General features: G+C 36.6%; 19 protein-coding genes. 11 read left to right on the top strand and 8 right to left on the bottom strand.

Going from position 1 to position 25,488, the window contains the following annotated elements:
- The first annotated feature begins 3 nt into the window (after nucleotides 1–3).
- From AOY20_RS14130 to AOY20_RS14115, 4 genes are all read left to right on the top strand, one after another.
- Nucleotides 4–936, top strand: coding sequence for an FAD-binding protein (locus AOY20_RS14130; protein WP_054582468.1), 933 nt, complete (start codon nucleotides 4–6; stop codon nucleotides 934–936).
- A 357-nt stretch (nucleotides 937–1,293) separates the two neighbouring features.
- Nucleotides 1,294–4,272: a DNA gyrase subunit A gene (gene gyrA / locus AOY20_RS14125; protein WP_054582467.1), complete on the top strand. Its 2,979-nt coding sequence runs from the start codon at nucleotides 1,294–1,296 to the stop codon at nucleotides 4,270–4,272.
- Between the two features lie 75 nt (nucleotides 4,273–4,347).
- Nucleotides 4,348–4,782: a hypothetical protein gene (locus tag AOY20_RS14120; protein WP_054582628.1), complete on the top strand. Its 435-nt coding sequence runs from the start codon at nucleotides 4,348–4,350 to the stop codon at nucleotides 4,780–4,782.
- A 78-nt stretch (nucleotides 4,783–4,860) separates the two neighbouring features.
- Complete coding sequence (locus AOY20_RS14115; RefSeq protein WP_054582466.1) at nucleotides 4,861–5,322, top strand: hypothetical protein; 462 nt, start codon at nucleotides 4,861–4,863, stop codon at nucleotides 5,320–5,322.
- Nucleotides 5,323–5,346: 24 nt separating this feature from the next.
- Here the strand turns inward: AOY20_RS14115 and AOY20_RS14110 are convergent, their stop codons facing one another.
- The 3 genes from AOY20_RS14110 to dhaK all read right to left on the bottom strand — a co-directional run bounded on the left by AOY20_RS14110 (nucleotide 5,347) and on the right by dhaK (nucleotide 9,012).
- Nucleotides 5,347–6,354 (bottom strand): retron St85 family RNA-directed DNA polymerase, encoded by a 1,008-nt coding sequence (locus AOY20_RS14110; RefSeq protein WP_081403408.1) that lies wholly within the window; start codon nucleotides 6,352–6,354, stop codon nucleotides 5,347–5,349.
- Nucleotides 6,355–6,715: 361 nt separating this feature from the next.
- Entirely contained in the window at nucleotides 6,716–7,072 is a 357-nt protein-coding gene (locus tag AOY20_RS14780) for a hypothetical protein (RefSeq protein ID WP_054582465.1), read from the bottom strand.
- 209 nt (nucleotides 7,073–7,281) lie between these two features.
- Nucleotides 7,282–9,012 (bottom strand): dihydroxyacetone kinase subunit DhaK, encoded by a 1,731-nt coding sequence (dhaK, locus tag AOY20_RS14590; protein ID WP_081403407.1) that lies wholly within the window; start codon nucleotides 9,010–9,012, stop codon nucleotides 7,282–7,284.
- A gap of 293 nt (nucleotides 9,013–9,305) precedes the next feature.
- Between dhaK and AOY20_RS14095 the strand changes: the two genes are divergently transcribed.
- The gene (locus AOY20_RS14095; protein WP_054582464.1) at nucleotides 9,306–9,680 is read left to right on the top strand and encodes an endonuclease domain-containing protein; all 375 of its coding nucleotides are present in this window, start codon (nucleotides 9,306–9,308) and stop codon (nucleotides 9,678–9,680) included.
- Between the two features lie 177 nt (nucleotides 9,681–9,857).
- Nucleotides 9,858–10,319 (top strand): SIR2 family protein, encoded by a 462-nt coding sequence (locus AOY20_RS14090; protein ID WP_054582463.1) that lies wholly within the window; start codon nucleotides 9,858–9,860, stop codon nucleotides 10,317–10,319.
- 29 nt (nucleotides 10,320–10,348) lie between these two features.
- On the opposite strand, the gene AOY20_RS14085 is transcribed toward AOY20_RS14090, so the two are convergent.
- The 3 genes from AOY20_RS14085 to AOY20_RS14070 all read right to left on the bottom strand — a co-directional run bounded on the left by AOY20_RS14085 (nucleotide 10,349) and on the right by AOY20_RS14070 (nucleotide 15,911).
- Nucleotides 10,349–11,514, bottom strand: a protein-coding gene (locus AOY20_RS14085; RefSeq protein ID WP_144424787.1) for an IS3 family transposase whose coding sequence is annotated in 2 segments (ribosomal slippage) — nucleotides 10,349–11,247 and nucleotides 11,247–11,514 — 1,167 coding nt in all. Because the reading frame shifts where the segments join, the coding sequence is not laid out codon by codon here.
- A 184-nt stretch (nucleotides 11,515–11,698) separates the two neighbouring features.
- The gene (gene metH, locus AOY20_RS14075) at nucleotides 11,699–15,385 is read right to left on the bottom strand and encodes a methionine synthase (RefSeq protein ID WP_054582461.1); all 3,687 of its coding nucleotides are present in this window, start codon (nucleotides 15,383–15,385) and stop codon (nucleotides 11,699–11,701) included.
- Between the two features lie 151 nt (nucleotides 15,386–15,536).
- Nucleotides 15,537–15,911: a diacylglycerol kinase gene (locus tag AOY20_RS14070; protein ID WP_054582460.1), complete on the bottom strand. Its 375-nt coding sequence runs from the start codon at nucleotides 15,909–15,911 to the stop codon at nucleotides 15,537–15,539.
- Nucleotides 15,912–16,246: 335 nt separating this feature from the next.
- Between AOY20_RS14070 and AOY20_RS14065 the strand changes: the two genes are divergently transcribed.
- From AOY20_RS14065 to AOY20_RS14055, 3 genes are all read left to right on the top strand, one after another.
- The gene (locus AOY20_RS14065; protein ID WP_054582459.1) at nucleotides 16,247–19,339 is read left to right on the top strand and encodes a multidrug efflux RND transporter permease subunit; all 3,093 of its coding nucleotides are present in this window, start codon (nucleotides 16,247–16,249) and stop codon (nucleotides 19,337–19,339) included.
- Nucleotides 19,340–19,586: 247 nt separating this feature from the next.
- A complete protein-coding gene (gene mgtE, locus AOY20_RS14060) occupies nucleotides 19,587–20,924 on the top strand; it encodes a magnesium transporter (RefSeq protein WP_054582458.1) in 1,338 nt (445 codons plus the stop codon).
- 74 nt (nucleotides 20,925–20,998) lie between these two features.
- Nucleotides 20,999–21,589, top strand: coding sequence for a DUF4112 domain-containing protein (locus AOY20_RS14055; RefSeq protein WP_054582457.1), 591 nt, complete (start codon nucleotides 20,999–21,001; stop codon nucleotides 21,587–21,589).
- A 59-nt stretch (nucleotides 21,590–21,648) separates the two neighbouring features.
- Here the strand turns inward: AOY20_RS14055 and htpX are convergent, their stop codons facing one another.
- Together htpX and AOY20_RS14045 are read right to left on the bottom strand one after the other, a co-directional pair.
- On the bottom strand, nucleotides 21,649–22,554 hold the full coding sequence (gene htpX, locus AOY20_RS14050; protein ID WP_054582456.1) for a protease HtpX: 906 nt from the start codon (nucleotides 22,552–22,554) through the stop codon (nucleotides 21,649–21,651).
- 127 nt (nucleotides 22,555–22,681) lie between these two features.
- A complete protein-coding gene (locus AOY20_RS14045) occupies nucleotides 22,682–23,494 on the bottom strand; it encodes a lytic transglycosylase domain-containing protein (RefSeq protein WP_054582455.1) in 813 nt (270 codons plus the stop codon).
- Nucleotides 23,495–23,965: 471 nt separating this feature from the next.
- On the opposite strand from AOY20_RS14045, the gene ttcA reads away from it, so the two are divergent.
- Both ttcA and AOY20_RS14035 read left to right on the top strand, forming a co-directional pair.
- On the top strand, nucleotides 23,966–24,889 hold the full coding sequence (gene ttcA, locus AOY20_RS14040) for a tRNA 2-thiocytidine(32) synthetase TtcA (protein WP_054582454.1): 924 nt from the start codon (nucleotides 23,966–23,968) through the stop codon (nucleotides 24,887–24,889).
- 207 nt (nucleotides 24,890–25,096) lie between these two features.
- Nucleotides 25,097–25,480, top strand: coding sequence for an SCP2 sterol-binding domain-containing protein (locus AOY20_RS14035; protein ID WP_054582453.1), 384 nt, complete (start codon nucleotides 25,097–25,099; stop codon nucleotides 25,478–25,480).
- The last annotated feature ends 8 nt before the right edge of the window (nucleotides 25,481–25,488 follow it).

Genomic DNA, 25,488 nt, shown 5'->3' with positions numbered 1-25,488 from the left:
ATCATGAGTATTTTAGTTATCGCTGAGCACGACAATAAAGCACTAAATGGTGCAACTTTAAACGTTGTTGCTGCGGCTCAAAAAATCGGTGGTGATATCACTGTATTAGTTGCAGGTTCAGGCGCACAAGCTGTTGCTGATCAAGCTGCAAAAGTTGCTGGTGTAAGTAAAGTATTACTTGCTGATGACGCTGCTTATGCAAACCAATTGGCTGAAAACGTTGCAAAATTAGTTGCTGAATTGGGTAAAGGGTATACACATATTCTTGCTGCTTCTACAACTACAGGCAAAAATGTACTTCCACGTGCTGCTGCTCTTCTTGATGTAAGTATGATTACTGACATTATTGCAGTTGAAGGTCCTAAAACTTTCAAGCGTCCAATTTATGCAGGTAATGCAATTGCAACTGTAGAATCTGGTGAAGCAATTGTAGTGGGTACTGTACGTGGTACAGCATTTGATGCTGTTGCTGCTGAAGGTGGTTCTGCAAGTGTTGAAGCTGTTGCATCTGCGGGTGAAGCTGGTGTTTCTAAATTCGTAGCTGAAGAGATTGTAAAATCTGAACGCCCTGAATTAACTGCTGCTCGTATTGTTGTATCTGGTGGTCGTGGTGTAGGTTCTGGTGAAAACTATCATACAGTTCTTGACCCATTGGCAGACAAACTAGGCGCTGCTCAAGGTGCTTCACGTGCCGCTGTAGATGCTGGTTTCGTACCAAACGATATGCAAGTTGGTCAAACAGGTAAAATTGTTGCACCTGACTTATATATCGCTGTAGGTATTTCTGGTGCAATTCAGCACTTGGCTGGTATGAAAGACTCTAAAGTGATCGTTGCGATCAACAAAGATGAAGAAGCGCCAATCAATGCTGTTGCTGACTACTGGTTAGTTGGTGACCTAAATACTGTTGTTCCAGAATTAGTTTCAAAACTTTAATTCTAGAATGCAAAAAAAGCACTCATTTGAGTGCTTTTTTTTATTTGTGTGAAAAGTATAATATTTTTTATTCATTTAAGACATTGAATGAATCTGTAAGATTTTTAAGAAAATATATATGGTGATGGAAAACTAAAAGATGACTTGAATGAGAAGATTTATTTTCAAAATTTAGTACTAAAATAAATACAAAAAATCATGGTGCTACTCAAGTGAGAGCATCACAAATTCACTCTTATTTATGCTATACTACGCGACTGTATTTTTGATTTTAGTTCTGTCTGTTAGACAAGCTTTTTCACTGATTTTACGATATAAAATGCGGGCAGAATTCTGCTTGTATAACAAGGAGTATGCATGAGCGTATCGGAAATTAGACCGATTGCCATTGAAGATGAACTCAAGCACTCGTATCTCGATTATGCCATGAGCGTAATCGTATCTCGTGCCTTGCCAGATGTTCGAGATGGTCTAAAACCAGTTCACCGTCGCGTGCTTTTCGCAATGCACGAATTGGGCAATGACTATAATAAAGCGTACAAAAAGTCTGCTCGTGTAGTGGGTGACGTTATCGGTAAATATCACCCACATGGTGATTCTGCTGTATACGAAACGATTGTTCGTATGGCGCAAGATTTTAGCTTGCGTTATCAATTGGTTGATGGTCAAGGTAACTTTGGTTCTGTCGATGGTGATAGCGCTGCAGCAATGCGTTATACCGAAGTACGTATGCGTAAAATCACGCATGAAATACTTGCAGATTTAGAAAAAGATACGGTCGAATGGGAAGATAACTACGACGGTTCTGAACGTATTCCTAAAGTTATGCCAACGCGTGTACCAAATCTATTGATTAATGGTGTAACTGGTATTGCTGTAGGTATGGCGACCAACATGGCGCCACATAACCTAACAGAAGTCATTAATGCATGTTTGGCATATGCTGAAAATCCACAAATCTCAATTGAAGGTTTGATGGAGTATATTTCAGGTCCAGATTTTCCAACAGGCGGTATTATTTACGGTAAATCAGGCATTGTTGATGCTTACCGTACAGGTAAAGGTCGTCTTCATATTCGTGGTAAATATCACTTTGAAGAAGATCCGAAAACCAACCGTACTACGATTGTATTCACTGAAATTCCATATCAAGTTAACAAAGCAAAAACGATTGAACGTATTGCTGAGTTAGTAAAAGAGAAAAAACTCGAAGGTATTTCAGAGCTTCGTGATGAGTCTGATAAAGACGGTATGCGTATTGCGATTGACTTAAAGCGTGGAGAAAACGCTGAAGTTATCGTGAATAATTTATTCATGAATACGCAACTTGAAAACTCTTTCAGCATTAACATGGTTTGCCTAGACAATGGTCAACCTAAGTTAATGAACTTAAAAGATATCATTGCAGCATTTATTCGCCATCGTCAAGAAGTGGTAACACGTCGTACGATGTACGAATTACGCAAAGCGCGTGAACGTGGTCATATCTTAGAAGGTTTGACGGTTGCGCTTGCAAATATTGACGAAATTATTGAAACCATCAAAACTTCCGCAAACCCAGCAGAAGCGCGTGAGCGTTTACAGGCAGGTGAGTGGGCGGCAGGTTCTGTTGCAGCATTGCTTGAAAAAGCAGGTTCTGTTTCAGTTCGTCCTGACGAAATTGAAGGTGAAGATTTAAGTCGTCCATTTGGTATAGATGGTCAAATTTACCGTTTATCTCCAACTCAAGTGGGTGCGATTCTTGAATTACGTTTGCATCGTTTAACAGGTCTTGAACAAGACAAGTTACATGCAGAATACACAGAAATTTTAGGTCAAATTGCTGAATATACTGCAATTCTAAATGACTTTAATTTGTTGATGAACGTGATTAAAGAAGAACTTGCATTGATTCTTCAACAATATGGCGATGCACGTCGTACTGAAATTGTTGAATCTCGTATTGATTTCTCACGTGAAGATTTGATTCCTGAAGAGCAAGTTGTATTAACAGTTTCTAAAACTGGTTATGCAAAAACTCAACCGTTATCAGATTATGCTGCGCAACGTCGCGGTGGTCGTGGTAAGTCTGCGACATCAATGAAAGAAGATGATTACATTCAACATCTGATTGTAACTTCAAACCATGCGACAGTGCTTTGCTTTACTAACGTAGGTAAAGTGTATCGTCTGAAAGTATTTGAAGTGCCTCAAGCATCACGTGGTTCAAAAGGTCGCCCAATGGTGAACTTATTGCCATTAGATGCAGATGAGTCGATCACAGCGATTCTTCCTGTTATTGATGCACCGAAGAAATTTAAAGAACGTTTGGCTGACTTTAAAGCATTTGTGAAAGCGAATAGTGCTCAACTTCAAAGCAATGAAGTGATTAACAGTCACTTTACAGCGCTTGAAGCTGCATTGGCTGAATCTGAAGATGGTGCAGATGATATTTCTGCTGCACTTCGTATTCAGTTGAAAGAACTAGGTTTAGAGCTTTCTACAACCGATCTTGATGATGACATCATCAATGATTTTGCACAGCAAGCGGAAGCTGTACGTAAAAACTTCTACGTATTTATGGCAACTGAATACGGTACGATTAAACGTGTAGAACTTGAACAATTCAGTAATGTTCGTTCAAATGGTTTACGTGCGCTTGAATTGGCTGAAGGTGACACTTTAATTGGTGTTGCGATTACCGATGGCGAACAGCAAATTATGTTGTTCTCGAATGAAGGTAAAGCAATTCGATTTGCGGAAACTGACGTGCGCTCAATGGGTCGTTCAGCGAAAGGTGTACGCGGTATGCGTGTAACTATCGGTGCTACACAAGCTGAAGATCAAGACGAAAACGATGTTGAATCTGATGATGAAGATGGTTCGGATTCAGCATTTGTGAGCCGTATCGTATCATTGGTTGTGGTGCCTGAAACAGGTGAAGTACTGTGTGCTTCTGAAAATGGTTACGGTAAACGTACCCCTGTAGATGACTTCCCGACGAAGAAACGTGGTGGTAAAGGCGTGATCGCAATCAAGACCTCTGAGCGTAATGGTCAGTTGGTCGGTGCAGTTTCAATTGATGCAACCAAAGAATTGATGTTGATTTCTGATGGCGGAACGCTTGTACGTACACGTGCATCTGAAGTAGCGCAAACAGGTCGTAATGCGCAAGGTGTTCGTCTGATCCGTTTAGGTAATGAAGAACTTCTTGTGGGCGTGGTTTCAATTGAAGCAGTTGAAGATGAAGAAGAACTTCTAGAAGCTGTAGAAAATACTGAAAACCTAGTTACAGATGAAACGATTGTTGTTGAAACTGAAAATGAATCAGATTTAAAAGCATCTGAAGAAGACTAAGTTTGAACTCATAAAAGAGGGCGCTAAGGCGTCCTTTTTTATCCTTTTAATATGAAAATTTGTAGAGCATTGATTATGAAAATGAAATTAGTCGCATTGAGTGCTGTAATGTTTTTAGCATCGTGTGATCAAATTGGTAAACAAGCATTAAATTCAGTGCCAGATCCAAGCCCAGAACAAGAACAAGTTGCTCAAGAAGTATTTAATCATTTACGTCATGCAGAATTTGATGCATTAACAGAAAATTTCACACCAGAATTACAAGCGAAAGTCAGTGAAAAAAATAATAAAAAGCTTAAAAAGTTAGCTAAATCTTTGCCACAAGTAGATTATAAAACAAAGAAAATTGTATCGAAGCATTTTACAGAAGCTGAAGGAAAACCAAGTGAGTATAAGGTGAGCTATGAATATGCTTATCCTGATAACTTAGTTCAATATGATGTGAGTTTTGATAAACCTGCTGGAAGTGCAAAAATTCATGATATTAATATTCAAATTTTTGGTAAATAAATTCTCACTTTTTATATTATAAAAACAATAGCAAATAAACGAAGCGATTGGTTTATTTGCTTTCTATCAGTGAACAATATGAATAAACAAATTATCTTTATTTTAATATTTTTGATGCCTTACATTGGTTATGCGCAATCTATACAACCTATTATTCATAATAAAACTTATTCGGGTCTTAGTGTGCCATTAAAAAACTTTGGCAAGCCAGAAAGAATAATTAAAGGTGGAGAAAATGAATGTAGCGGAGGCTTTTTTCCAAATCAATATGTATATCGGGATATCACGTTATCTGATCAAGGTCAGGTCTATAGCGTTATTATGAACAGGAATAATGGATTAGTTTTTTATCATAAAAAAATTGATGTAAGTATGGGGAAAACAAAATTTTTACAACTGTTTAAAGATTTAGTTTGGCAATCTGAGGAGCATCCAAATGTTTATTATGCTGAATCAGAAGAAGATTCTACGACTATAATTACATTTATTTTTAAAGATGAAAGGCTGATAAAATATAAAATCAGCACAAATGATTGCTAGGTTACCCGCAATTTCATTGTCATTTTAATCGCTCATAATTTTATGAAGCAGTTCTTCACCGTATTTTCGGCTAAATTGCACTTTAAGTTCTGGCTGAATATAAAAAGCAAAAGCAAGCTGTCCTTTTAAGCTTAAAATTTGTTGTTCATCATTTAATTTATTGATTTTAAAATGATGAATTTTTGCAGAAAGTAAGCGCTTTTGCTGACGTCCAATAGAGAGTTTTGCATCATTTGTTAGTGTAATACCTGTGACAAAACGACGATGCTTACGTGTTAAATATTTGGTTTTTTGTGTGTTGAGTTTAATTTTTCCTTGGAATTCTTGATCTAATAAATTTTGGACGTGTTGTGGAAAATTTAAATCATAAAAATGGTATTTAGATGAAATCGTAATATCATCTGCATATCGACTATAAATACATTGATGCTTTTCACAGAGTTGATTGAGCATTTCATCAAAACGATACATGATAAAATTTGATAATACGGGAGAAGAAGGGGCGCCAATACTTAATTTTAGTGGACTATCTTTTTTCTCTCGCCAAAAGAAGATGAAACTTAAAATAGTTTGATCAATTTCAGAAAGTTTAATTTGATGATGTTCTAATTGATTAAATAAAATTTTAGGACGAATAGAATGAAAAAAATGTTTAAAGTCGAGTTTTAATACATAATTTGAATGACGATGTAATTCAGCATTATCTTTAATATTTCTATTTTTTACATAGGCATAAGCACAGTTGTGAATGGGCAAAAATGCTGATAGTTGATTAATTACATCTTTTTGTACAAATTTTAACTCTGCTGTAGGCTGAGAGATTAAGCGTTTTTGGGTGCTATTGCGTTTTGGAATATAATAATTTTTATATTTATAAGGTGCACTATAGGCGAAGTCTAAAAAACTTTTTTTATTTTTGAATTTTTGTTGATTAATATTCGTTGGATAAGAAATTTTTAGTACATTTTTTTCTGATTTTGAGTTAAATAACTGATATACAAATTGTTTTAGTTTTTGGAGAAAATTGCTCATTAGAAAATCTCTAAAATCAAAAAATTAAAGTAGGTTTTATGGTCTTGAATTTATTTGAAAGATAATTGATATCACTGAAAATAAATAAAGGTGAGTAGACCTCACCTTTAGATTCTCTATACTTTGACTCTAGGATGATTTATTATCCTACAACAATAATATGCACAATAACAATACTTTAGCGAAGCGCTAAAGAGTATAAAACAATAGAAATTGCTTTATAAAAAGCTAAAGAGAATGATGGAATTATAATCATTTTCTAATTACTTGGCAATTACTATTATTTTGTTGAGTAAAGTCACAAAAATAAAAAGGCATTGAATTATTTCAATGCCTTTCAAAGTTTTAGTGCAAATAAAAATTATTTATTGCTATTCTCTAAATGTGATGCTGTACCTGCACCAATCGCACCACCAATAGCAGCACCAGTAGAGCCACCAACTTTATTACCAATTGCTGCACCTGCTGCACCACCTGCCGCACTTGCAATTGCATTTGAAGTAGAGCCATTTTGTGCTTTGCTACCTGCTGCACCACCAATCGCACCACCAGTTGCAGCACCAGTTGTACCACCTACTTTACTACCAAGAGCAGCACCAGTTGCAGCACCACCAGCAGCAGTACTAGATTGCTTTTGACTTGTAGACATGCTTGCACAACCAGCAAATAAAGTTGCAGACATAGCAGATAATAACGCGATTTTTAAAACAGATTTCATAAGCTTGAGACTATAATTTAAGAAAAGTATCTAATAAATATAGTCTTATCTTTTAGAAAAATAATGAATTTTATAGAGTGATTTGTAATTTTACGTGCTGTTTGGATGATTTATAGCTTACTTAAAAAATAATAGTACTTTTTTTAAACAGGAAAAGGCATCAAATATATATTTGATGCCTTTTAAATTAAGATATTAAATTTCAAAAATTATTTAATATGCTCTGAAATTTCTGTGAAAATTACACCTAAACCATGTGCACCAGCATCAGGATAGCCTAAGCTACGATCACCTACTGTACCTGCACGTCCCATACGAGCAACAATATCTTTAGTTGCTTCTGCACCTTGAACAGCAGCTTTTGCACCTAATGCAAAATTTTCTTTAAATGTTTTATTGGTATTTGCAGACCAAGAATCTGCACAAGGTACAAGTGCATCAATTAAAGTTTTATCACCAACAACTGCACCACGACCAAATGAGCGTTCACCTGTTGTTTGAATGCCTTTTACCGCAGCTTGTAGAAGCTCAGCAAAATCTGCAACATTTAAAGAATCTTTCCCTTTAACTGCTTTACTTGCAGCGCGGAAAGCAGAACCCCAAATTGGACCTGATGCACCACCACAATGCTCCATAATAATCATTGAGCAGTTGAGTAAAAAGTCATTCATTTTTTCAGCTTGTAAAAGCTCATGCCATTGACGTTTAAGTTGTTTAAAGCCTTTAGCAACGCTCATACCGAAGTCACCATCACCTGCATGTGCATCTAACTCACAAAATGGTACTTCATTTTTGATGATGCATGCTGCCATAACATCAACAACATAACGCATATTCTCAATGGTAAATTGCTCATTGCTAATGACTGCATGTTCAGGATGTGTCTCTACATCTGTATTTACAGTGCGAGTAATACTTTCATCTTTTTTAGAAAATTCAAATGGTAGAGCAGGTGAGCCATCCATTTTAAATGCAGGCGTATTTGCTTCTGCATCTAAATAGGTTTTTAGTTCATCATCTACCGCAAGAAGGGAAACTGAAGCACCGTTCATGTCTATGCTAGTCATGTAGTTGCCAACAAATGTGCGATAAATTTTAATACCTTTGATTGCAAGGTGTTCGCATACATCATTGTTAAATACATATAGTTCTTGTAATGGTGTAGTGCCAAAACCATTGACTAATACAGCAACTTCTTTGAGTTCAGGACGATCTAAAAACAAGTCATCTACAATACGTTGAGCAAGTTTTTTAGATGGCAAGATTTTTTCACGACGAATACCTGGTTCACCATGAATACCTACACCGTATTCCATTTCATCATCTGCCAACGTAAATGTTGGTGTACCTTTTGCAGGAACGGTGCAAGAGGTATAAGCAAAACCTAAGCTTGTTACATTGTCTGCTGCTTTTTGTGCAAGTTCTTTTACACGTGCAAGGTCGTAGCCTTTTGTTGCTGCTGCACCTGCAATTTTATGCACGAAAATTGTACCTGCAACACCACGACGACCTACTGTATATAGGCTGTCTTTTACGGCAATATCATCGGCTACTTTTACATAGTCAACTTTTATGCCATCTTCAGTTGCAAGTGCTGCACCATTCTGGAAATTCATCATATCGCCAGAATAATTTTTGATGATCATTAACACGCCTTTGTCAGTCGCAACTTGTGTTAATGCTTTATAAATTTGAATTTGTGATGGAGATGCAAATACGTCACCACAAACCGCTGCATCTAACATACCTGTACCAACAAAGCCCGCATGTGCAGGTTCGTGACCGCTACCACCGCCACTAATGAGTGCGACATTTTGGTGTTTGTTTTTACGTGAAATAATTTTAGATGTTTCATTGAAAGCAAGTTCAGGATGTGCAAGTACGAAGCCTTTGCACATTTCCACAACGATGTTTTCTGCACCGTTCATTAGTTTTTTCATGGAGGGTAGCCTACACGTTTAGATATGAGAGATATTGAATAAGCTTATTATTATTGAAATAGACAAAGATTGCAGGGTTAAATATGCAAAAAAGAATAATTTAGGATTGATGGGTTAGAAAAGGGGCGGTTTTTGATGTATATATTGATGAAAAGAATCCCCCTAAATCCCCCTTTGTTAAAGGGGGATTTATCTCGAATTTGATGGCTGTATTGGATTCATGACGTCCCCCTCTTTTCCCTTGCGCCATATATGGCTCAGGGCTAGGGGATATTTAAAAAAAGAGAACAAAAATGAAACCCTACAATAAAAATTTAAAGCAAGCCTCACATGACTTACGCAATAACATGACCGATGCTGAAAAATTGTTATGGTCAAGACTTCGCAATAAACAAATTTTAGGTTTGCAGTTTTATCGGCAAAAGCCAATTTTAAATTACATTGTGGATTTTTACTGTCCTGCTGCCAATTTGGTGATTGAGTGTGATGGTAGTCAGCACTTTACCCAAGAAGGTTTAGAAGCAGATCGAATTCGTGATGAGGCTTTGGCTCAGCTTGGGCTAAAAGTTTTGAGATTTGATAATGGGCAGGTGATGGGGCGGATTGATGATGTAGTAGAAGAGGTTTATCAATGTTGTTTGGATCGGTTAGCTGATGAATCCCCCTAAATCCCCCTTTTGCAAAGGGGGACTTCACGCGAATTTGGTCGTGGTTTTAGATACGTGTTGTTCCTCCCTTTTTAAAGGGAGGTTAGGAGGGATTTTTAAAAATAGACAAAATATGGAAGTTGTTTTTTTTTAATGTTATAAATCAATTATACAACGAGCTAGATATGTAGTAGATTTATGGATATATTTGATTTTATTAATAATTACAAAAACCATCCTGTACTTTTTATTGGTACGGGTTTTAGTCTTCGCTATCTTGAAAACTCATATTCGTGGGAAGGTCTCTTAAAAAAAATTGCATTTGAATTGAAGGGTAATGATGAATTTTTCTTTGATCTAAAAGGAAAAGTTTATGATAGAAAGTCAGGTAATTATGATTACATGCAATTAGCGTCATTTTTACAGAGTGAGTTTAATCGTCAAATCTCAGAAGATCGTAATGGTAAATTTAAAGATGTTAATGATGAGTATTATCGTAAAAGTGCTGAAGGTATAACTTCCGATAAATTTAAAATCTATATATCATCGTTATTAACTGCTTTAGAAAAAAAAGATGAAAAAAAGGATGAGTTAGAAGTCTTTAATTTATTATCAAAAAATATATCATCAATAATCACAACTAATTATGATGTGTGCTGAAATAACAGGACACTTCTACTTGGGAAATTCTAGGCAGCCATCCTGTAAAAGTCTTCTGCCATTTGATTTGGTGTCTTAAAGTCCAATCCTTTCTGAATTCTCTGCTGATTATAAAATAGCTCTATGTATTTTGTAATATCTGCTTTAGCTTCTTCCCTTGTTTTATAATTGCGATGATGAACCAATTCATTTTTTAATATTCCCCAGAAGCTCTCAATAGGAGCATTATCGAAGCAATCACCGCGTTTACTCATTGATCCCTGAAATCCATATTTTTCAAGTATCTTTCGATATTCATGACTACAGTATTGGCTGCCCCTGTCAGAGTGAATAATCAAGTCTTGAGAGGGTTTATGATTTCGAATCGCCATGCTCAGTGCATTGCAAACGAGCTGTGACGTCATCCGTTCACTCAAGCTATACCCAACTACTTGTTTGCTGCAAAGATCTTTTAAAGCCGCTAAATACAGCCATCCTTCAGCTGTCCACACGTATGTAATGTCACTTACCCATGCAATGTTTGGAGCAGTCACTGTAAAATTTTGCTCTAACAAATTATTGTAAACCGTACGTTGGTGGTCGCCATGAGTTGTTTTTTTGAAACGCCTATGCCGCTTACAATACAGCTGATTAAGTTTTTTAATACAACGAACTGCATACTCGCTAATTTCTATTCCTTGTGCCTGTAAGTACTTGGTTAAACGAATATAACCATAGCTTTCATTTGCTTCTTGGTGAGCAATTTTAACCAATATTGTTTGATGATTTCTCTGAATAACCCGCTTACTTAAGCCATATTTTAACCATTCATAAAATCCAGAAACTGAAACGTGGAGTAACCGAGCCATCATAGTGACTGAGTATGCATGTTTTTGCTGTTTCATATGTGCGTACTTTACTGACTTTCTTTGGCAAAGTACGCTGCTGCTTTTTTTAGAAATTCTCTTTCCATTTCAGCGGTTTTAAGTTGCTGCTTCAGTTTTTTATTTTCCTCGAGAAGAGCAACGAGATCAGGTGAATATTGTTGTGTGCCTACTAATTTTCCAGCTTTTGCTTTGTTGTACCAATTTGAAAGGGTTTGCATTGAAATGCCAAGCAGTCGTGCTGTTTCTGAAACATTGCCATTGTTTGAATCAATAGCTTTGATTGCTTCAGCTTTGAATTCTGCTGTATAAATCTTTTGTTTTTTGCTCATGGTAAACTCCTGATGAGTATGTGTAGTTTACCAAGTTAAAGTCTCCGTTTTTTTCAGCACACATCACCCTTTGAAAAAGGGGGATTTAGGGGGATTAAAAACTAAAATCCCCTCAAGTGAGGGGATTTTTTGTATTTGATATGAATGGATTCTTCCCCCTTTACAAAAGGGGGATCGAGGGGGATTACACTACTGAATCATCCAAATTCGGCGCTAACCAACGTTTCGCTTCATCTAAAGTCCAATCTTTACGTTTCGCATAATCTTCCAACTGATCGCCAGAGATTTTACCCACATTAAAGTAATCTGTTTCAGGGTTTGCATAGTAGAAACCACTTACAGATGAAGGTGGCCACATTGCAAAGCTAGACGTTAAGTAAGTGCCCATCTTCTCAGTTGAACCTAACCAGTCAAACAGTGGCGCTTTTTCAGAATGTTCAGGACAAGCAGGGTAGCCCGGTGCAGGACGAATACCCACATACTTCTCTTTAATCAAATCTTCATTCGACAATTTTTCATCTGCTTGGTAGCCCCAGAACTCTTTACGAATGCGCTCATGTAAATGCTCAGCAAAGGCTTCTGCAAAACGGTCGCCCAATGCTTGAACCATAATCGCATTATAGTCATCGCCTTTGGCTTTGTATTCTTGCGAAAGTTCTTCCGCACCAAAGATCGAAACCGTGAAGCCACCCAAGTAATCTTGAGCCACATCTTTTGGCGCAATAAAGTCAGCCAAAGAATAGTTCGCTTTACCTGTCACTTTGTCAGACTGCTGACGAAGGTGCTCGAAGCTATGCGTCACATTGCCATTTTCATCGGTTACTGCAACAGTATCTGCCGCAACACGGTTCGCAGGGTAAATGCTGAATGTTGCACGTGCATCAAAGCGTTTATTGTCGATGATGTCTTTGAGCATCGCTTGTGCTTGCGCATACAAATCACGTGCTGCTTCGCCTACCACTTCATCTTCAAGAATTTTCGGGAATTTGCCCGCCAAACTCCAAGAAATAAAGAATGGTGTCCAGTCGAAGTATTCCACCAAAGTTTCTAAAGAATAGTTGGTGAACGTTTGCGAACCAATAAAGTTCGGCTTCACAGGGGCATTCTTGTCGAAATCAACTTTGAAGTTATTTTCTACAGATTCTGCATAAGACAACTTCGCAGCTTTCGGCTGTTTGTTCGCAAGACGCACACGGATTTTTTCATAATCCGCAGCATAGTCCGCTGCCAATTGTGGTTTCATTTCAGCAGATAAGAGTTGAGTTGCAACACCTACTGCACGAGATGCATCAGCCGTGTAGTACACGCCATCATTTTGATATTGCGGTGCAATCTTCACAGCCGTATGTGCTTTAGACGTCGTTGCGCCACCAATCATGAGTGGCACATTAAAGCCTTTACGTTGCATTTCTTTGGCAACAAACACCATCTCATCCAATGATGGTGTGATCAAACCTGATAAACCGATGATGTCCACTTTCTCATCAATCGCAGTTTGTAGAATCTTCTCACATGGCACCATCACACCAAGGTCAACGATGTCATAACCGTTACAACCAAGTACAACACCAACAATGTTTTTACCGATGTCGTGTACGTCGCCTTTCACCGTTGCAAGTAAGATTTTACCCTTTGATTGACCAACCGTTTTTTCAGCTTCAATGAACGGGTTTAACCAAGCCACAGCTTGTTTCATTACACGCGCAGATTTTACCACTTGAGGTAAGAACATTTTGCCTGCGCCAAATAAGTCGCCAACCACGTTCATACCTGCCATCAATGGTCCTTCGATCACATCAAGCGGGCGAGTCGAGTTTAAACGTGCTTCTTCAGTATCTTGGTCGATGTAAGTGGTAATACCTTTAACTAGCGCATATTCAAGACGTTTTTCAACAGATTCATTACGCCATTCAAGGTTTTCTTCGGCTTTTTGTGCACCAGCTTGACCACGGTATTTTTCTGCAACAGCCAATAATTTTTCAGTGGCATCTTGACCGCTTTCACCTTGGTTACGGTTAAGTACAACATCTTCAACGGCTTCTTTCAACTCGGCATCAATGTCATCATAAATCGCAAGTTGACCTGCGTTTACGATACCCATGGTTAAACCTTGTTGAATGCCGTGGTACAAGAACACTGCATGGATCGCTTCACGAACAGGTTCGTTACCACGGAATGAGAAAGATACGTTTGAGATACCGCCTGAAATCATTGCATTTGGGAGGTTTTGTTTAATCCAACCTGTTGCTTCAATGAAGTCCACGCCATAGTTGTTGTGTTCTTCGATACCTGTTGCCACTGCAAATACGTTCGGGTCAAAGATAATATCTTCAGAAGGGAAACCAACTTCGTTTACCAACACATCATAAGAACGCTTACAGATTGCTTTTTTACGTTCTGCTGTATCTGCTTGACCATCTTCGTCAAATGCCATTACGATCACTGCTGCACCGTATTGACGGCAAAGACGCGCACGTTCTACAAACTCGTCATAACCTTCTTTTAGGGAAATCGAGTTTACAACCGCTCTACCTTGTACGCATTTCAAACCTGCTTCGATGATCTCCCATTTAGAAGAATCAAGCATGATTGGCACACGTGAAATATCAGGTTCAGATGCAATTAGATTCAAGAAGTGTACCATCGCACCTTGTGAATCGAGCATACCTTCATCCATGTTGATGTCGATGATTTGCGCACCAGCTTCAACTTGTTGACGAGCAACGTCTAATGCTTCAGTGAAGTTTTCTTCTTTAATTAAACGTAAGAATTTTTTAGAACCTGTGACGTTGGTACGTTCACCGACGTTTACGAATAAAGAATCTTTAGTGATGTTAAATGGCTCTAAACCACTTAAACGACATGCAGGTTCAATTTCAGGAATTTGACGAGGTGTAATACCTTCAACTGCTTGTGCAATGGCACGAATATGGTCAGGTGTCGTACCACAACAACCACCTGTGATATTAATCAAACCACTTTCAGCGAATTCTTTAATGAATGCCGCAGTCTCTTCAGGGGTTTCATCATAACCACCGAATGCATTTGGTAAGCCAGCATTTGGATGTGCAGAAACAAAAGTATCTGCTACGTCAGACACGGTTTTAACGTGTGGGCGCATCGCATCTGCACCAAGCGCACAGTTAAAGCCAATTGAGATTGGCTCTGCATGACGCATTGAGTTCCAAAATGCTTCAGCTGTTTGACCTGTCAATGTACGACCAGAAGCATCAGTAATTGTGCCTGAAATCATAATTGGCAATTCATAACCAATTTCTTTAAATACTTCTTTTACTGCAAAAATGGCAGCTTTGGCATTTAAAGTATCGAATACAGTTTCGATGAGAATGATGTCTACACCACCATCAATCAACGCTTTGGTTGATTCGATATAATCGACTTTTAAAGCATCAAAGGTAATGTTACGAAATGCAGGATCGTTTACGTTTGGTGAAATAGAGGTAGTTCGAGATGTTGGGCCAATCACACCTGCCACAAACCGTGGTTTTTCAGGCGTTGAATATTTCGCACAAGCTTCTTTTGCAAGACGAGCTGCTTCACGGTTAATTTCAGGAACCAAATCTTCCATGTGGTAATCTGACATTGAAACACGTGTACCGTTAAAGGTATTGGTTTCAATAATGTCTGCGCCCGCTTCAAGATAAGCTTCATGAATACCTTGAATAATATGTGGCTGAGTTAAAACCAATAAATCATTATTACCTTTAAGGTCGTATGCCCAATCTGCAAAACGTTCACCACGATAATCGGCTTCTTCCAATTTATGGCGTTGGATCATGGTACCCATTGCACCATCGATAATTAAAATTCTTTTGGTAAGAAGTTCTTTTAGTGTGGTAAGTGTGGACATTCAAACTTTCTCAGCAGGAATCAAAAACGGCTGTAATCTTAGCAGATTTAGGTGTTAAATTCTGCTTAGATTGCTCAATATCACGGATATAGCTGATCTGAAAAATTTATAAGTAAATAAAGATCAGATTATTTATGGGCAGAAAAAATGATTATTGAAGCAAAATAATTAGCCATGTCACTAGAATAATAATTAAGGAAACAAATTGAGCCGCACTTCCCATATCTTTTGCATTCTTAGAAAGTTCATGACGTTCAAGTGAAATACGGTCAACGACTGCTTCAATTGCAGAGTTAAATAATTCAACAATAATAGAGAGTAAACAAACAATAACCATAATGGCTTGTTCAGTAGCACTTACATTTAGAAAAAATGAAAGAGGAATTAAAACAATATTAATCAATATAATTTGGCGAAATGCGGCTTCATTTTTAAATGCAGCCTTAAAGCCTGCAAAGGAATAACCTGTTGCATTTAGAATACGTTTAATACCTGTTTTACCTTTAAAGGGAGAATGCTGATCCATATTTAAATATCCGAAATTTAATATATTAAGTAAAAAGTACTTAATGTCGGTGGAGGGATTTTAAACGATGAGGAATTAAAGAATCAAAGGGATGAATAAAAAGAATTCAACAGACAAATAATATTATTTGATTATTATTTTAATAATTCATTTGATTGAGTGTGGAAAGTTCTACATATTTTCTCCATATTCAATAGAAAAAGAATTTTTTCTGTAATCTAGGATTGTTTTTTGCTCTTAAGTCGATGATGATCTAGTTTAAATAAAGAAAAATCATGAACTTTGCTTTGGGTTGATGTATCTCATCACAAATATGGAAATGTGAAAAAGGCATTATGCTGTCTAAATATTTTATTGAACGACCTATTTTTGCTACGGTATTAGCTATTTTTGTGATGGCGCTGGGCATATTTTCAATTGTAAATTTACCTGTTGAGCGCTATCCAGATATTGCTCCACCACGAATTTCCGTAAGTACCATGTATTCGGGTGCGGATGCTGTCACAGTTGAAGAAAGTGTAACGCAAATATTAGAACAACAAATCAAAGGTTTAGATCATCTTTTATATTTTAGTTCGAGTAGCGATTCTACAGGGCGTAGCCGTATTAATCTGAGTTTTGAGAATGGAACAGATCCTGATACAGCACAAGTTCAAGTCCAAAATGCAATTAATAGTGTATTGAATCGTTTACCTGAAGATGTTCAACGTCAAGGTGTGAATGTTTTTAAATCATTAGGCGATACGCACTTAGTGATTGGTTTATATGATGAAACAGGTAAAAGCAATAATATAGAATTATCAGACTACTTATTAAGTTATTTAGAATCTGAAATTGCACGTGTAGATGGTGTGGGTGAGGTTGATGTATTTGGCTCACAGGTAGCTATGCGCATTTGGCTAGATCCAGTAAAGCTGAAAGAATATAAACTGATTCCAAGTGATATTCAAAGAGCTGTCGAAGCACAAAATACACAAGTTGCAGCAGGTGGTGTCGGTGAATTACCCACTGCTCAAGAACAATATTTAAATGCAAAAGTTACGTCAGGCACACGATTAAAAACAGTAGAAGAATTTAATCAAATTATTCTAAAAGCATCACCAGAAGGTGGCTATGTCTATTTAAAAGATGTTGCAAGGGTTGAGTTAGGTGCGGAAAATTACCAATCGTACAGTACGATTAATGGCTATCCATCTGCTGCCATGGCTGTATCTTTAACAACTGGTGCGAATGCAATTGAAACATCAAAGCGAATTGAAGAAGCCATTCAACATGTTTCAAAGCAGTTACCAACAGGGTATAAGCTTGTCTATCCTCGAGATAACACACCTTTTATTCAAGAATCATTAAAAGAAGTGGTTAAAACGCTATTTGAAGCAATTGTTCTCGTTATTTTAGTCATTTTCTTATTCTTACAAAATTGGCGTGCAACGCTTATTCCTACCATTACAGTTCCTGTTGTTATTTTAGGTACGATGGCAGTTTTGCTCGCCATAGGTATGAGTATTAATACACTAACATTATTTGCTTTAGTTTTAGCCATTGGTTTGTTGGTCGATGATGCAATTGTTGTGGTTGAAAACGTTGAGCGCTTGATGCATGAAAAAGGTTTAAGTGCTAAAGATGCTTCTATAGAATCTATGCAAGAAATTAGTGGTGCATTAGTTGGTATTACCTTAGTTTTAACTGCTGTATTTATTCCAATGGCATTTTTTGGCGGTTCCACTGGGGTTATTTATAGACAGTTTTCAATTACACTTGTTACTGCTATGGCAATATCATTATTAGCCGCACTGGTTTTAACTCCAGCATTAAGTGCTTTAATTTTAAAACCAAACCAAAAACCGTATAAATGGGCGATTAAATTCAACCAATTTTTAGATGGTGTTAATCAAAAGTATCTAAAAGTTTCACGTAAAATTATTGAATATCGTTGGATTACGATTGTTCTTTCATGTGCCTTATTTATTGTATTTGCCTTGTTTTATCGTGCATTACCAACGAGCTTTTTACCAAGTGAAGATCAGGGAATGTTGGGTATTCAAATTTCATTACAAGATAGTGCTCCAATGTCTAAAACAATTGAGATTGGAAAAGAAGTTGAACAATACTTTTTAACGCAAGAAAAAGATAACGTTGATTTGGTAATGTTGCGTTATGGACGAAATTTTTCTGGGACTGGGCAAAATTTAGCTCAAGGATTTATTCGATTTAAACATTGGGATGATCGAGCAGGTCAAGAGAATACGGCAGCAGAAATTCGTGCACGAGCTATTCAATATTTTAAAAATAATAAAAATGCACGTATTAATTTTACGATGCCACCTGTAGTGAATGGTTTAGGTGATACGAATGGCGTGAATCTTTGGCTAAGGGATGTAGATGGACAGGGGCGACAAGTTTTAACTAAAAAATTTGAACAGTTAAAAGAAGATGCAAAAGTCTTTCCAAGTTTTGAAAACTTAGATAAAAAAACGATGCCAGATAAAGCAAATATTAATGTAACTATTAATCAAAAAGCGGCAATGGCATCAGGCGTTGCATTATTAGACATTAATACCACTTTATCAGCAGCTTTAGGTGGTCGCTATATTAATGACTTCATTGATCGTGGACGTATTAAACGCGTCATGATGCAAAGTGATGCTGAATATCGAGCAAAACCTGAAGATTTACAATATTGGACAGTGCGTAATAATAATGGTGAAATGGTGCCTTTTTCCAACTTTACGAATATTAGTTGGTCAGGTGGTCCAGAAGTGGTTAATCGTTTCAATGGTTATACCGCTATTGAGCTTGAAGCAGATAAAGCTGAAGATGCAAGTACTGGTCAAGCAATGAAAGACTTAGAGGAATTGGTAAGTACGCAATCAGGTGTGGATTTAGCTTGGAGTGGGTTGTCTTATCAAGAGAATAAATCAAACAATCAAGCAATATTCTTATATCTCATTTCAATTGGATTTATTTTCTTATGCTTAGCAGCTTTATATGAAAGCTGGTCAATTCCAACGGCAGTTATGACAGCAATTCCATTGGGGATTGGTGGGAATATTTTATTCAGTTATTTTGCTGGCTTTCCAAATGATATTTATTTCCAAATTGCATTGCTTACGACTATAGGTTTGTCATGTAAAAATGCAATATTAATTGTTGAATTTGCATCTATGGCACAACAACAAGGAAAAACTGCAATTGATGCTGCGATGGAAGCTGCAAGTTTACGTTTGCGTCCAATTTTAATGACATCTTTGGCTTTTGGTGCAGGGATTATTCCTTTGGTTTTTGCTTTTGGTGCAGGGGCTGCAAGCCGACAGGAAATTGGGGTAAGTGTTTTAGGTGGGGTGATTTTTGGAACTGTACTTGTTCTTATTTTTATTCCATTTATGTATGTATTAATTCGAAATATATTTAAATTAAAGTCGAGTTAAATATAAAAAATTGCATGAATTGTAGATTTTTTGTTGTTTCTATTGAGCTGTGTAAATCTTCTCTGTAAAATTTGCACGCCGTATAAACGGTATATAGAGGATCAATCCCTTAAATGGACAGGCATAGTTGTCATTTACATTCACTTTTAAATTATTTTATTGATTTCATTCAGTATAAAGTTTACGCATTAGCTAAATAATGTGTTGCTGCCTTTATTCTGTCTGAATGACAATAAGGGGCTAACACATGGGTTATAACAATTTTTTATATTTATTAAATGATGCTTTAGAAAAAAATCACCTAGAGCTTGCTTTGGCATCAGTTAAAACATTTCGTGCCGCAGATGTTGCAGATCTACTTATGCAACTTCCTTTAGAAAATAGCAAAAATCTACTCATTCATCTTCCTGATCGTGTCGATGTGTTTTCATTTTTACCTCCTGAGTATCAAGCTGAATTAGCTAAAATTATTCCCCGTAATATTTTGGCTGAAATTATTGGTGAAATGTCATCTGATAAACGTGTTGATGTATATAAACGTTTAGATACAAATCAACAAAATGCATTACTACCTGCGCTTGCTCAAGCTGAGCGTGAAGACATACGCCAATTAGCTTCTTATGTAGAAGGTACTGCTGGTGCGATTATGAGCTCGGAATATGCGACATTAAAGTCGAATATGACGGTATCAGAAGCGATTACCATGCTGCGCCGTGAAGCACCAGATACAGAAACCATCTATTTTGCATATGTATTGAATGACGAACGTAAATTATTAGGTGTAATTTCACTTAAAGAATTGATTTTGGCTGCAGAAGAACAAAGTATTGGTTCTATTATGACCACTGATATTTTATTTGCCAAAGTTGATGATGATCAAGATGAAGTGGCTAAAATTATTGCTCGTTATGATTTGCTTGCATTACCTATTGTAGATCAATATGGAATTATGATTGGTATTGTGACTTACGATGATGCGATGGATGTTGCAAGTGAAGAAGCAACTGAAGACTTTTTAAAAGTTGGTGCTGTTAATGGTTCATCAAGATTTAGTTTAAAAACGGCACCATTATTCCAGCTTTATAAAAAGCGTGTGTATTGGCTTGTGATTTTGGTATTTGGTAGCTTGCTATCAGGTATTGGAATTGCACATTATGAAGATATCATTGCTGAACATATTGTGTTGGTATTTTTCTTACCATTATTGGTGGGAAGTGGGGGGAATGCGGGTTCACAGTCATCAACTTTGATGGTACGTGCATTGGCAACTGGGGATGTTCAATTTAAAGATTGGTTCTATTTACTTGGGCGTGAAACCTTAGTTGCTTTAGGTTTAGGTGTGACTATGGCCGTAGCTGTATCATTACTAGGATTTTATCGCGGTGATGAATTGGTGGCATTAGTCTTGGCTTTAAGTATGACAGGTATTGTTTTACTTGGATGCTTAATTGGTATGAGCTTACCATTTATTCTCAATAAATTAGGGCTAGATCCTGCAAGTGCATCAGCACCTTTAGTTACATCAATTTGTGATGCGATGGGTGTACTTGTTTATCTATTTATAGCATCACTTATTTTATTTTAATTGGCGTTTTATAAAACTTGCAAATAATTAGCTTGAGCTTATGATGAAGAAGCACAGAAGTTTATTGGTTAGTTATGCAAAAACAAAAAAAATTGTCAAAAGAAGAGGTTATTCGATTAGAGCGTGATTTGGCTAAATATGCCAATATGATGGATTCTTTAGTACGAATCCCTTTTACAAAGCAGGGTGTAGGGGCAGATGCGGCATTAAGCACAATACCAATTGCAGGAGATGCCGCAGGATTCGTTTTGACTTGTTATGCAATTTATAAAGCCAAACAAATTGGTGTTCCCCAATCAAAGTTAAATGTTGTTCTAAAAATGGCAATCATAGATGGCTTAGTTGGTTGCTTACCTATTTTAGGCACTATTTTTGATATTTTTATACGTCCAAGTCGTCGTACTTTAAGTATTGTGCATGATCATATTCGTGAAGAATATGATATTACGAATGATCATCATGTGGTTCATCCATTCTTACATGAGAAATTAGAACATATGCAGAAAGAATCAAAAATTTGGAAAAATCCAATTATTGCCTGGGTTTGGTTACATTTACCAGATCTTTTAGGAATCATCTTTTTAATTCTTTTTGTTATGGCAATATGGATTGGTGGGACTTTAGCTTGGGAATGGTTACAGAATAAAATGGCAACAACGACTTAAAAATAAAAAGCCTCCAATTGGGAGGCTTTTTATTATGAAGTTAATATCTTCAAAACGTATTAAGGTACATTCAATTGTTGTAATGCAGCAACACGTTGTTCAATTGTTGGATGAGTTTGGAACAATGCAGCTAAGCTGAAACCTTGTTCTTTACCTTCAGCAATTGCAAAAGCTTTCATTTCTTTTGGCATCGCATCTGGCATTTCAGATTCTGCTTGCAAGCGAAGTAGTGCAGAAATCATTGCTTGTTTACCAGCTAAACGAGCACCTGCTTCATCAGCACGATATTCACGTTGACGAGAGAACCACAATACGATTGCTGAGGCTAGAATACCAAAGACAATATCAAGTGCAATTGTAATTACAAAATAGCTTAGTCCAGGAGCTTCACCATCTTCACGACCAAATACATTACGGTCAATGAAATCACCAACTACACGTGCAAAGAACATTACAAAGGCGTTCACAACACCTTGAATGAGTGCAAGTGTAACCATATCACCATTGGCAACGTGACCAATTTCATGTGCCAATACAGCACGTAATTCGTCTTTGTTCATACGTTCTAATAGACCCGTAGAAACAGAAACGAGGGCATCATTTTTATTCCAACCAGTTGCAAAAGCATTCGACTGATATGATGGAAAAATACCCACTTCAGGCATTTGAATACCTGCACGTTGAGATAATTGTGCAACTTCTTGTAATAACCATACTTCAGCTTGGTTACGAGGTGCATTTGGATCAATGAGTTCAGTACCAGTAGTTTTCTTCGCCATCCATTTCGACATGAATAGAGAAATAAGAGAACCAACCATACCGAATACAAAACAGACGACTAAAAGGTTGCCTAGATTCAAGCCACCCGCGCCATGGTAACTACCGACACCGAAGAGTGACAAAATAATGCCAGCTACAACCAGTACCGCGAGGTTGGTAAGCAAGAACAAACCAATCCGCATCATTGAGAAAATCCTCTTATAGTAAAAAATTAAACTAATTTACGAATCATAAATTATTCACTTCAATATGAGGTGAAAATATTAAAAATTCAAGAAATAAAAGCAAAATCTTTGCCAAAAATAAAAAATATTACTCAGAAATATAAATACGTGCGGAAGCAACCGCATTTTGTGTGGAGTAGGTATTTGCAGGTTTATCGGTATATGTACCGTCTGCTGCAATGATGATTTCTCTTTGCGATGAATAGTCAGAAGTATTTATATTTTCGGATATTTGGGCAGGTGCAATTTGAGCTGTAGGGTTTTTATCATATAAATGGTTAAGGCGACTAAGTACTCGTTTCACGTAATCTTGAGTTTCTTTAAAAGGAGGAATCCCACCATATTTGGCAACATTACCTTCACCCGCATTATAGCCAGCTAAAGCCAATTGAGTATTGCCATTAAAACGGCGAAGCAACCAAGCAAGATATTCTGCACCCGCCATAATATTTTGCTCGGGATCATATGCATTATTTACTTTAAAACGACGAGCAGTAGCTGGCATTAATTGCATAAGCCCTTGAGCACCAACTGGTGAACGTGCTTGTACATTAAAACCCGATTCAGTATGCATGACGGCCTTAATTAAAGCTTCAGAGACTCCATGTCGATCAGATGCACGTTGAATAATAGGATCAAAAGTATTTCTATTTTTATGATAACTAGGTAATACTGAAGATTCAGTTGCTCCCCAATTTGAATAACGATGAATATTACTTTCAGGATAATAAGTAATTTTAACTGTTGTTAAAGATTGATCATGACTTTTTTTATTGGTTAATAGGGTTGTACCAGTATTTTCATTCTTATAGACATACATTTGCCCTGCAAAACTGGATGAACCAATTGAAAGGTAAATAAGTGATCCCCAAAAGATGGAAAAATTAATCTTTATTTTCATTTTATCAATTTAAATATTATTGCTTATGTTGGAGAGTTTACCAAAAAAACTGGAGCTGCCAAGTAAAATTTTAATCTTAAATATTTTTAAAAAAGCAAGCGTGTTTGATCATTCCTTAATTAAAAAAAAATATTTTTTTTTTCATATTCATAAGTATTGACATTGTAAGTTGCTGAAAACAAATAAAAAATAAATCGTATAAAAAGTAGACAATTTAAATGAAAGCCTTAAAGTTGGGACAAAAAAGGCTGTCAAGTCTTTTAAAATCCACAAAGTTATCCACAACTTTTGTGGAAAACTGTGGAAAAGTCCAAAATATAAGCAATTGGAGTAAAAGATGAACGATTGAGTTCAAAAACAGAAAAAATGATCAAGAAAAAAAGAAGAATTTTTAATTACATTATTTTGATGCGTGGTGGTCGTATTTCGGCTAAAATTGCGCGGTATTTTTTTTATGGGTAAATCTCGTCTATGTACTCGCCAGTTGAGTCCAATCAAGGATTTAATTTCAAACCAGAACTACCAACAAGCTCTGCGTATTATCGTTTGTTGAAAAAGCTTCGTCGCCAAGTTGGACATGCTATTCGTGATTTTAAAATGATCGAAGATGGCGATAAAGTCATGGTATGTATTTCTGGTGGTAAAGACAGTTATACCTTGTTGGACATTTTGCTTCAATTTAAGCGCATTGCTCCTATCAACTTTGATGTAATTGCAGTTAACCTAGATCAAAAGCAGCCAGGTTTTCCTGAAGATGTGTTACCACGCTATTTAGAAGAAAATAATATTCCTTATTATATTCTAGAAAAAGACACGTATAGCATTACTAAACGTTTAACGCCTGAAGGTAAAACATACTGTGCTGTGTGTTCACGTTTACGCCGTGGATCTTTATATGGGTTTGCTCAGGAAATCGGAGCGACTAAGGTGGCTCTTGGACATCACCGTGATGATATCTTAGCAACGTTCTTCTTGAACTTATTCCATGGCGGCAGCTTAAAAGCAATGCCACCAAAACTTTTATCTTCTGATAAAAAAAATATCTTAATTCGTCCACTCGCTTATGTCGAAGAAAAAGATATTATCAAATATGCTGAAATGCGTAAGTTTCCAATTATTCCATGTAATTTATGTGGCTCACAAGAAAACTTACAGCGTGCAATGTTGAATGACATGTTGCGTCAGTGGGATAAAGAGTTTCCAAAACGTTTACACAGTATTTTTGGTGCTTTGCAAAATGTTTCGCCATCACAATTGGCAGATCGTGAATTATTCGATTTCGAAGCATTAGATGCTGAACGTGAATTTGACTTTAAGGGCTCATGCACTGTAGATGAGTCTGAAGAGGGACGTAAGCGAATTAATATGGTGAACTTAGGCTTTGCTGCTGAGTAAAACATATTTAGACACCATTCTTTAGTGTTTGGTGTCTTTTTTATTTTATTGAAAATTATAATAAAAAATATAAAAATGAACGCTTCGACTAAAAATTCTTCTCCCAAAGCAAAAATTACATGTTATAACAACTAACGGCTTTATGCTAAGTAAGATGCCATTTGGATAGATGGTATATACAATGAACAAATAAATTGAGGAATGATGATGCCTGCTTTTTTATCTGATGATTGGTTTTCAACTGTTGAAACTTTAACCGCTCAAGCTGGCAATTTAAATTTACCACCTGCTCTGGCAAATTTAGCTATCAATTTGGTTGTAACAAATGATTCTGGCAATACTGAATTATCACTTGATGGTGGTGCAATTAAAAAAGGTTTATCGCCAAATGCTAAAACAACTTTAAATATGGATGGCGAAACACTTCGTAAAGTATTTTTAGAATTTGATATGGCAGCAGCAATGCAGGCGTTTATGACTGGAAAAATAAAAGTACAAGGTGATATGTCTCAGCTCATGGCTTTACAAACTGCAAAGCCTAGCCAAGAACAAAAAAGCTTATTTAAGCGTATTCTTGAACAAACTGCTTAAGAATAAAA

Origin of the sequence: Acinetobacter equi, assembly GCF_001307195.1 — a bacterium.
In the GTDB taxonomy this organism is placed as follows: Bacteria; Pseudomonadota; Gammaproteobacteria; order Pseudomonadales; family Moraxellaceae; genus Acinetobacter; species Acinetobacter equi.
Note: the sequence above shows the minus strand (reverse complement) of the source record. Positions and strands in the feature narration are given on the sequence as shown.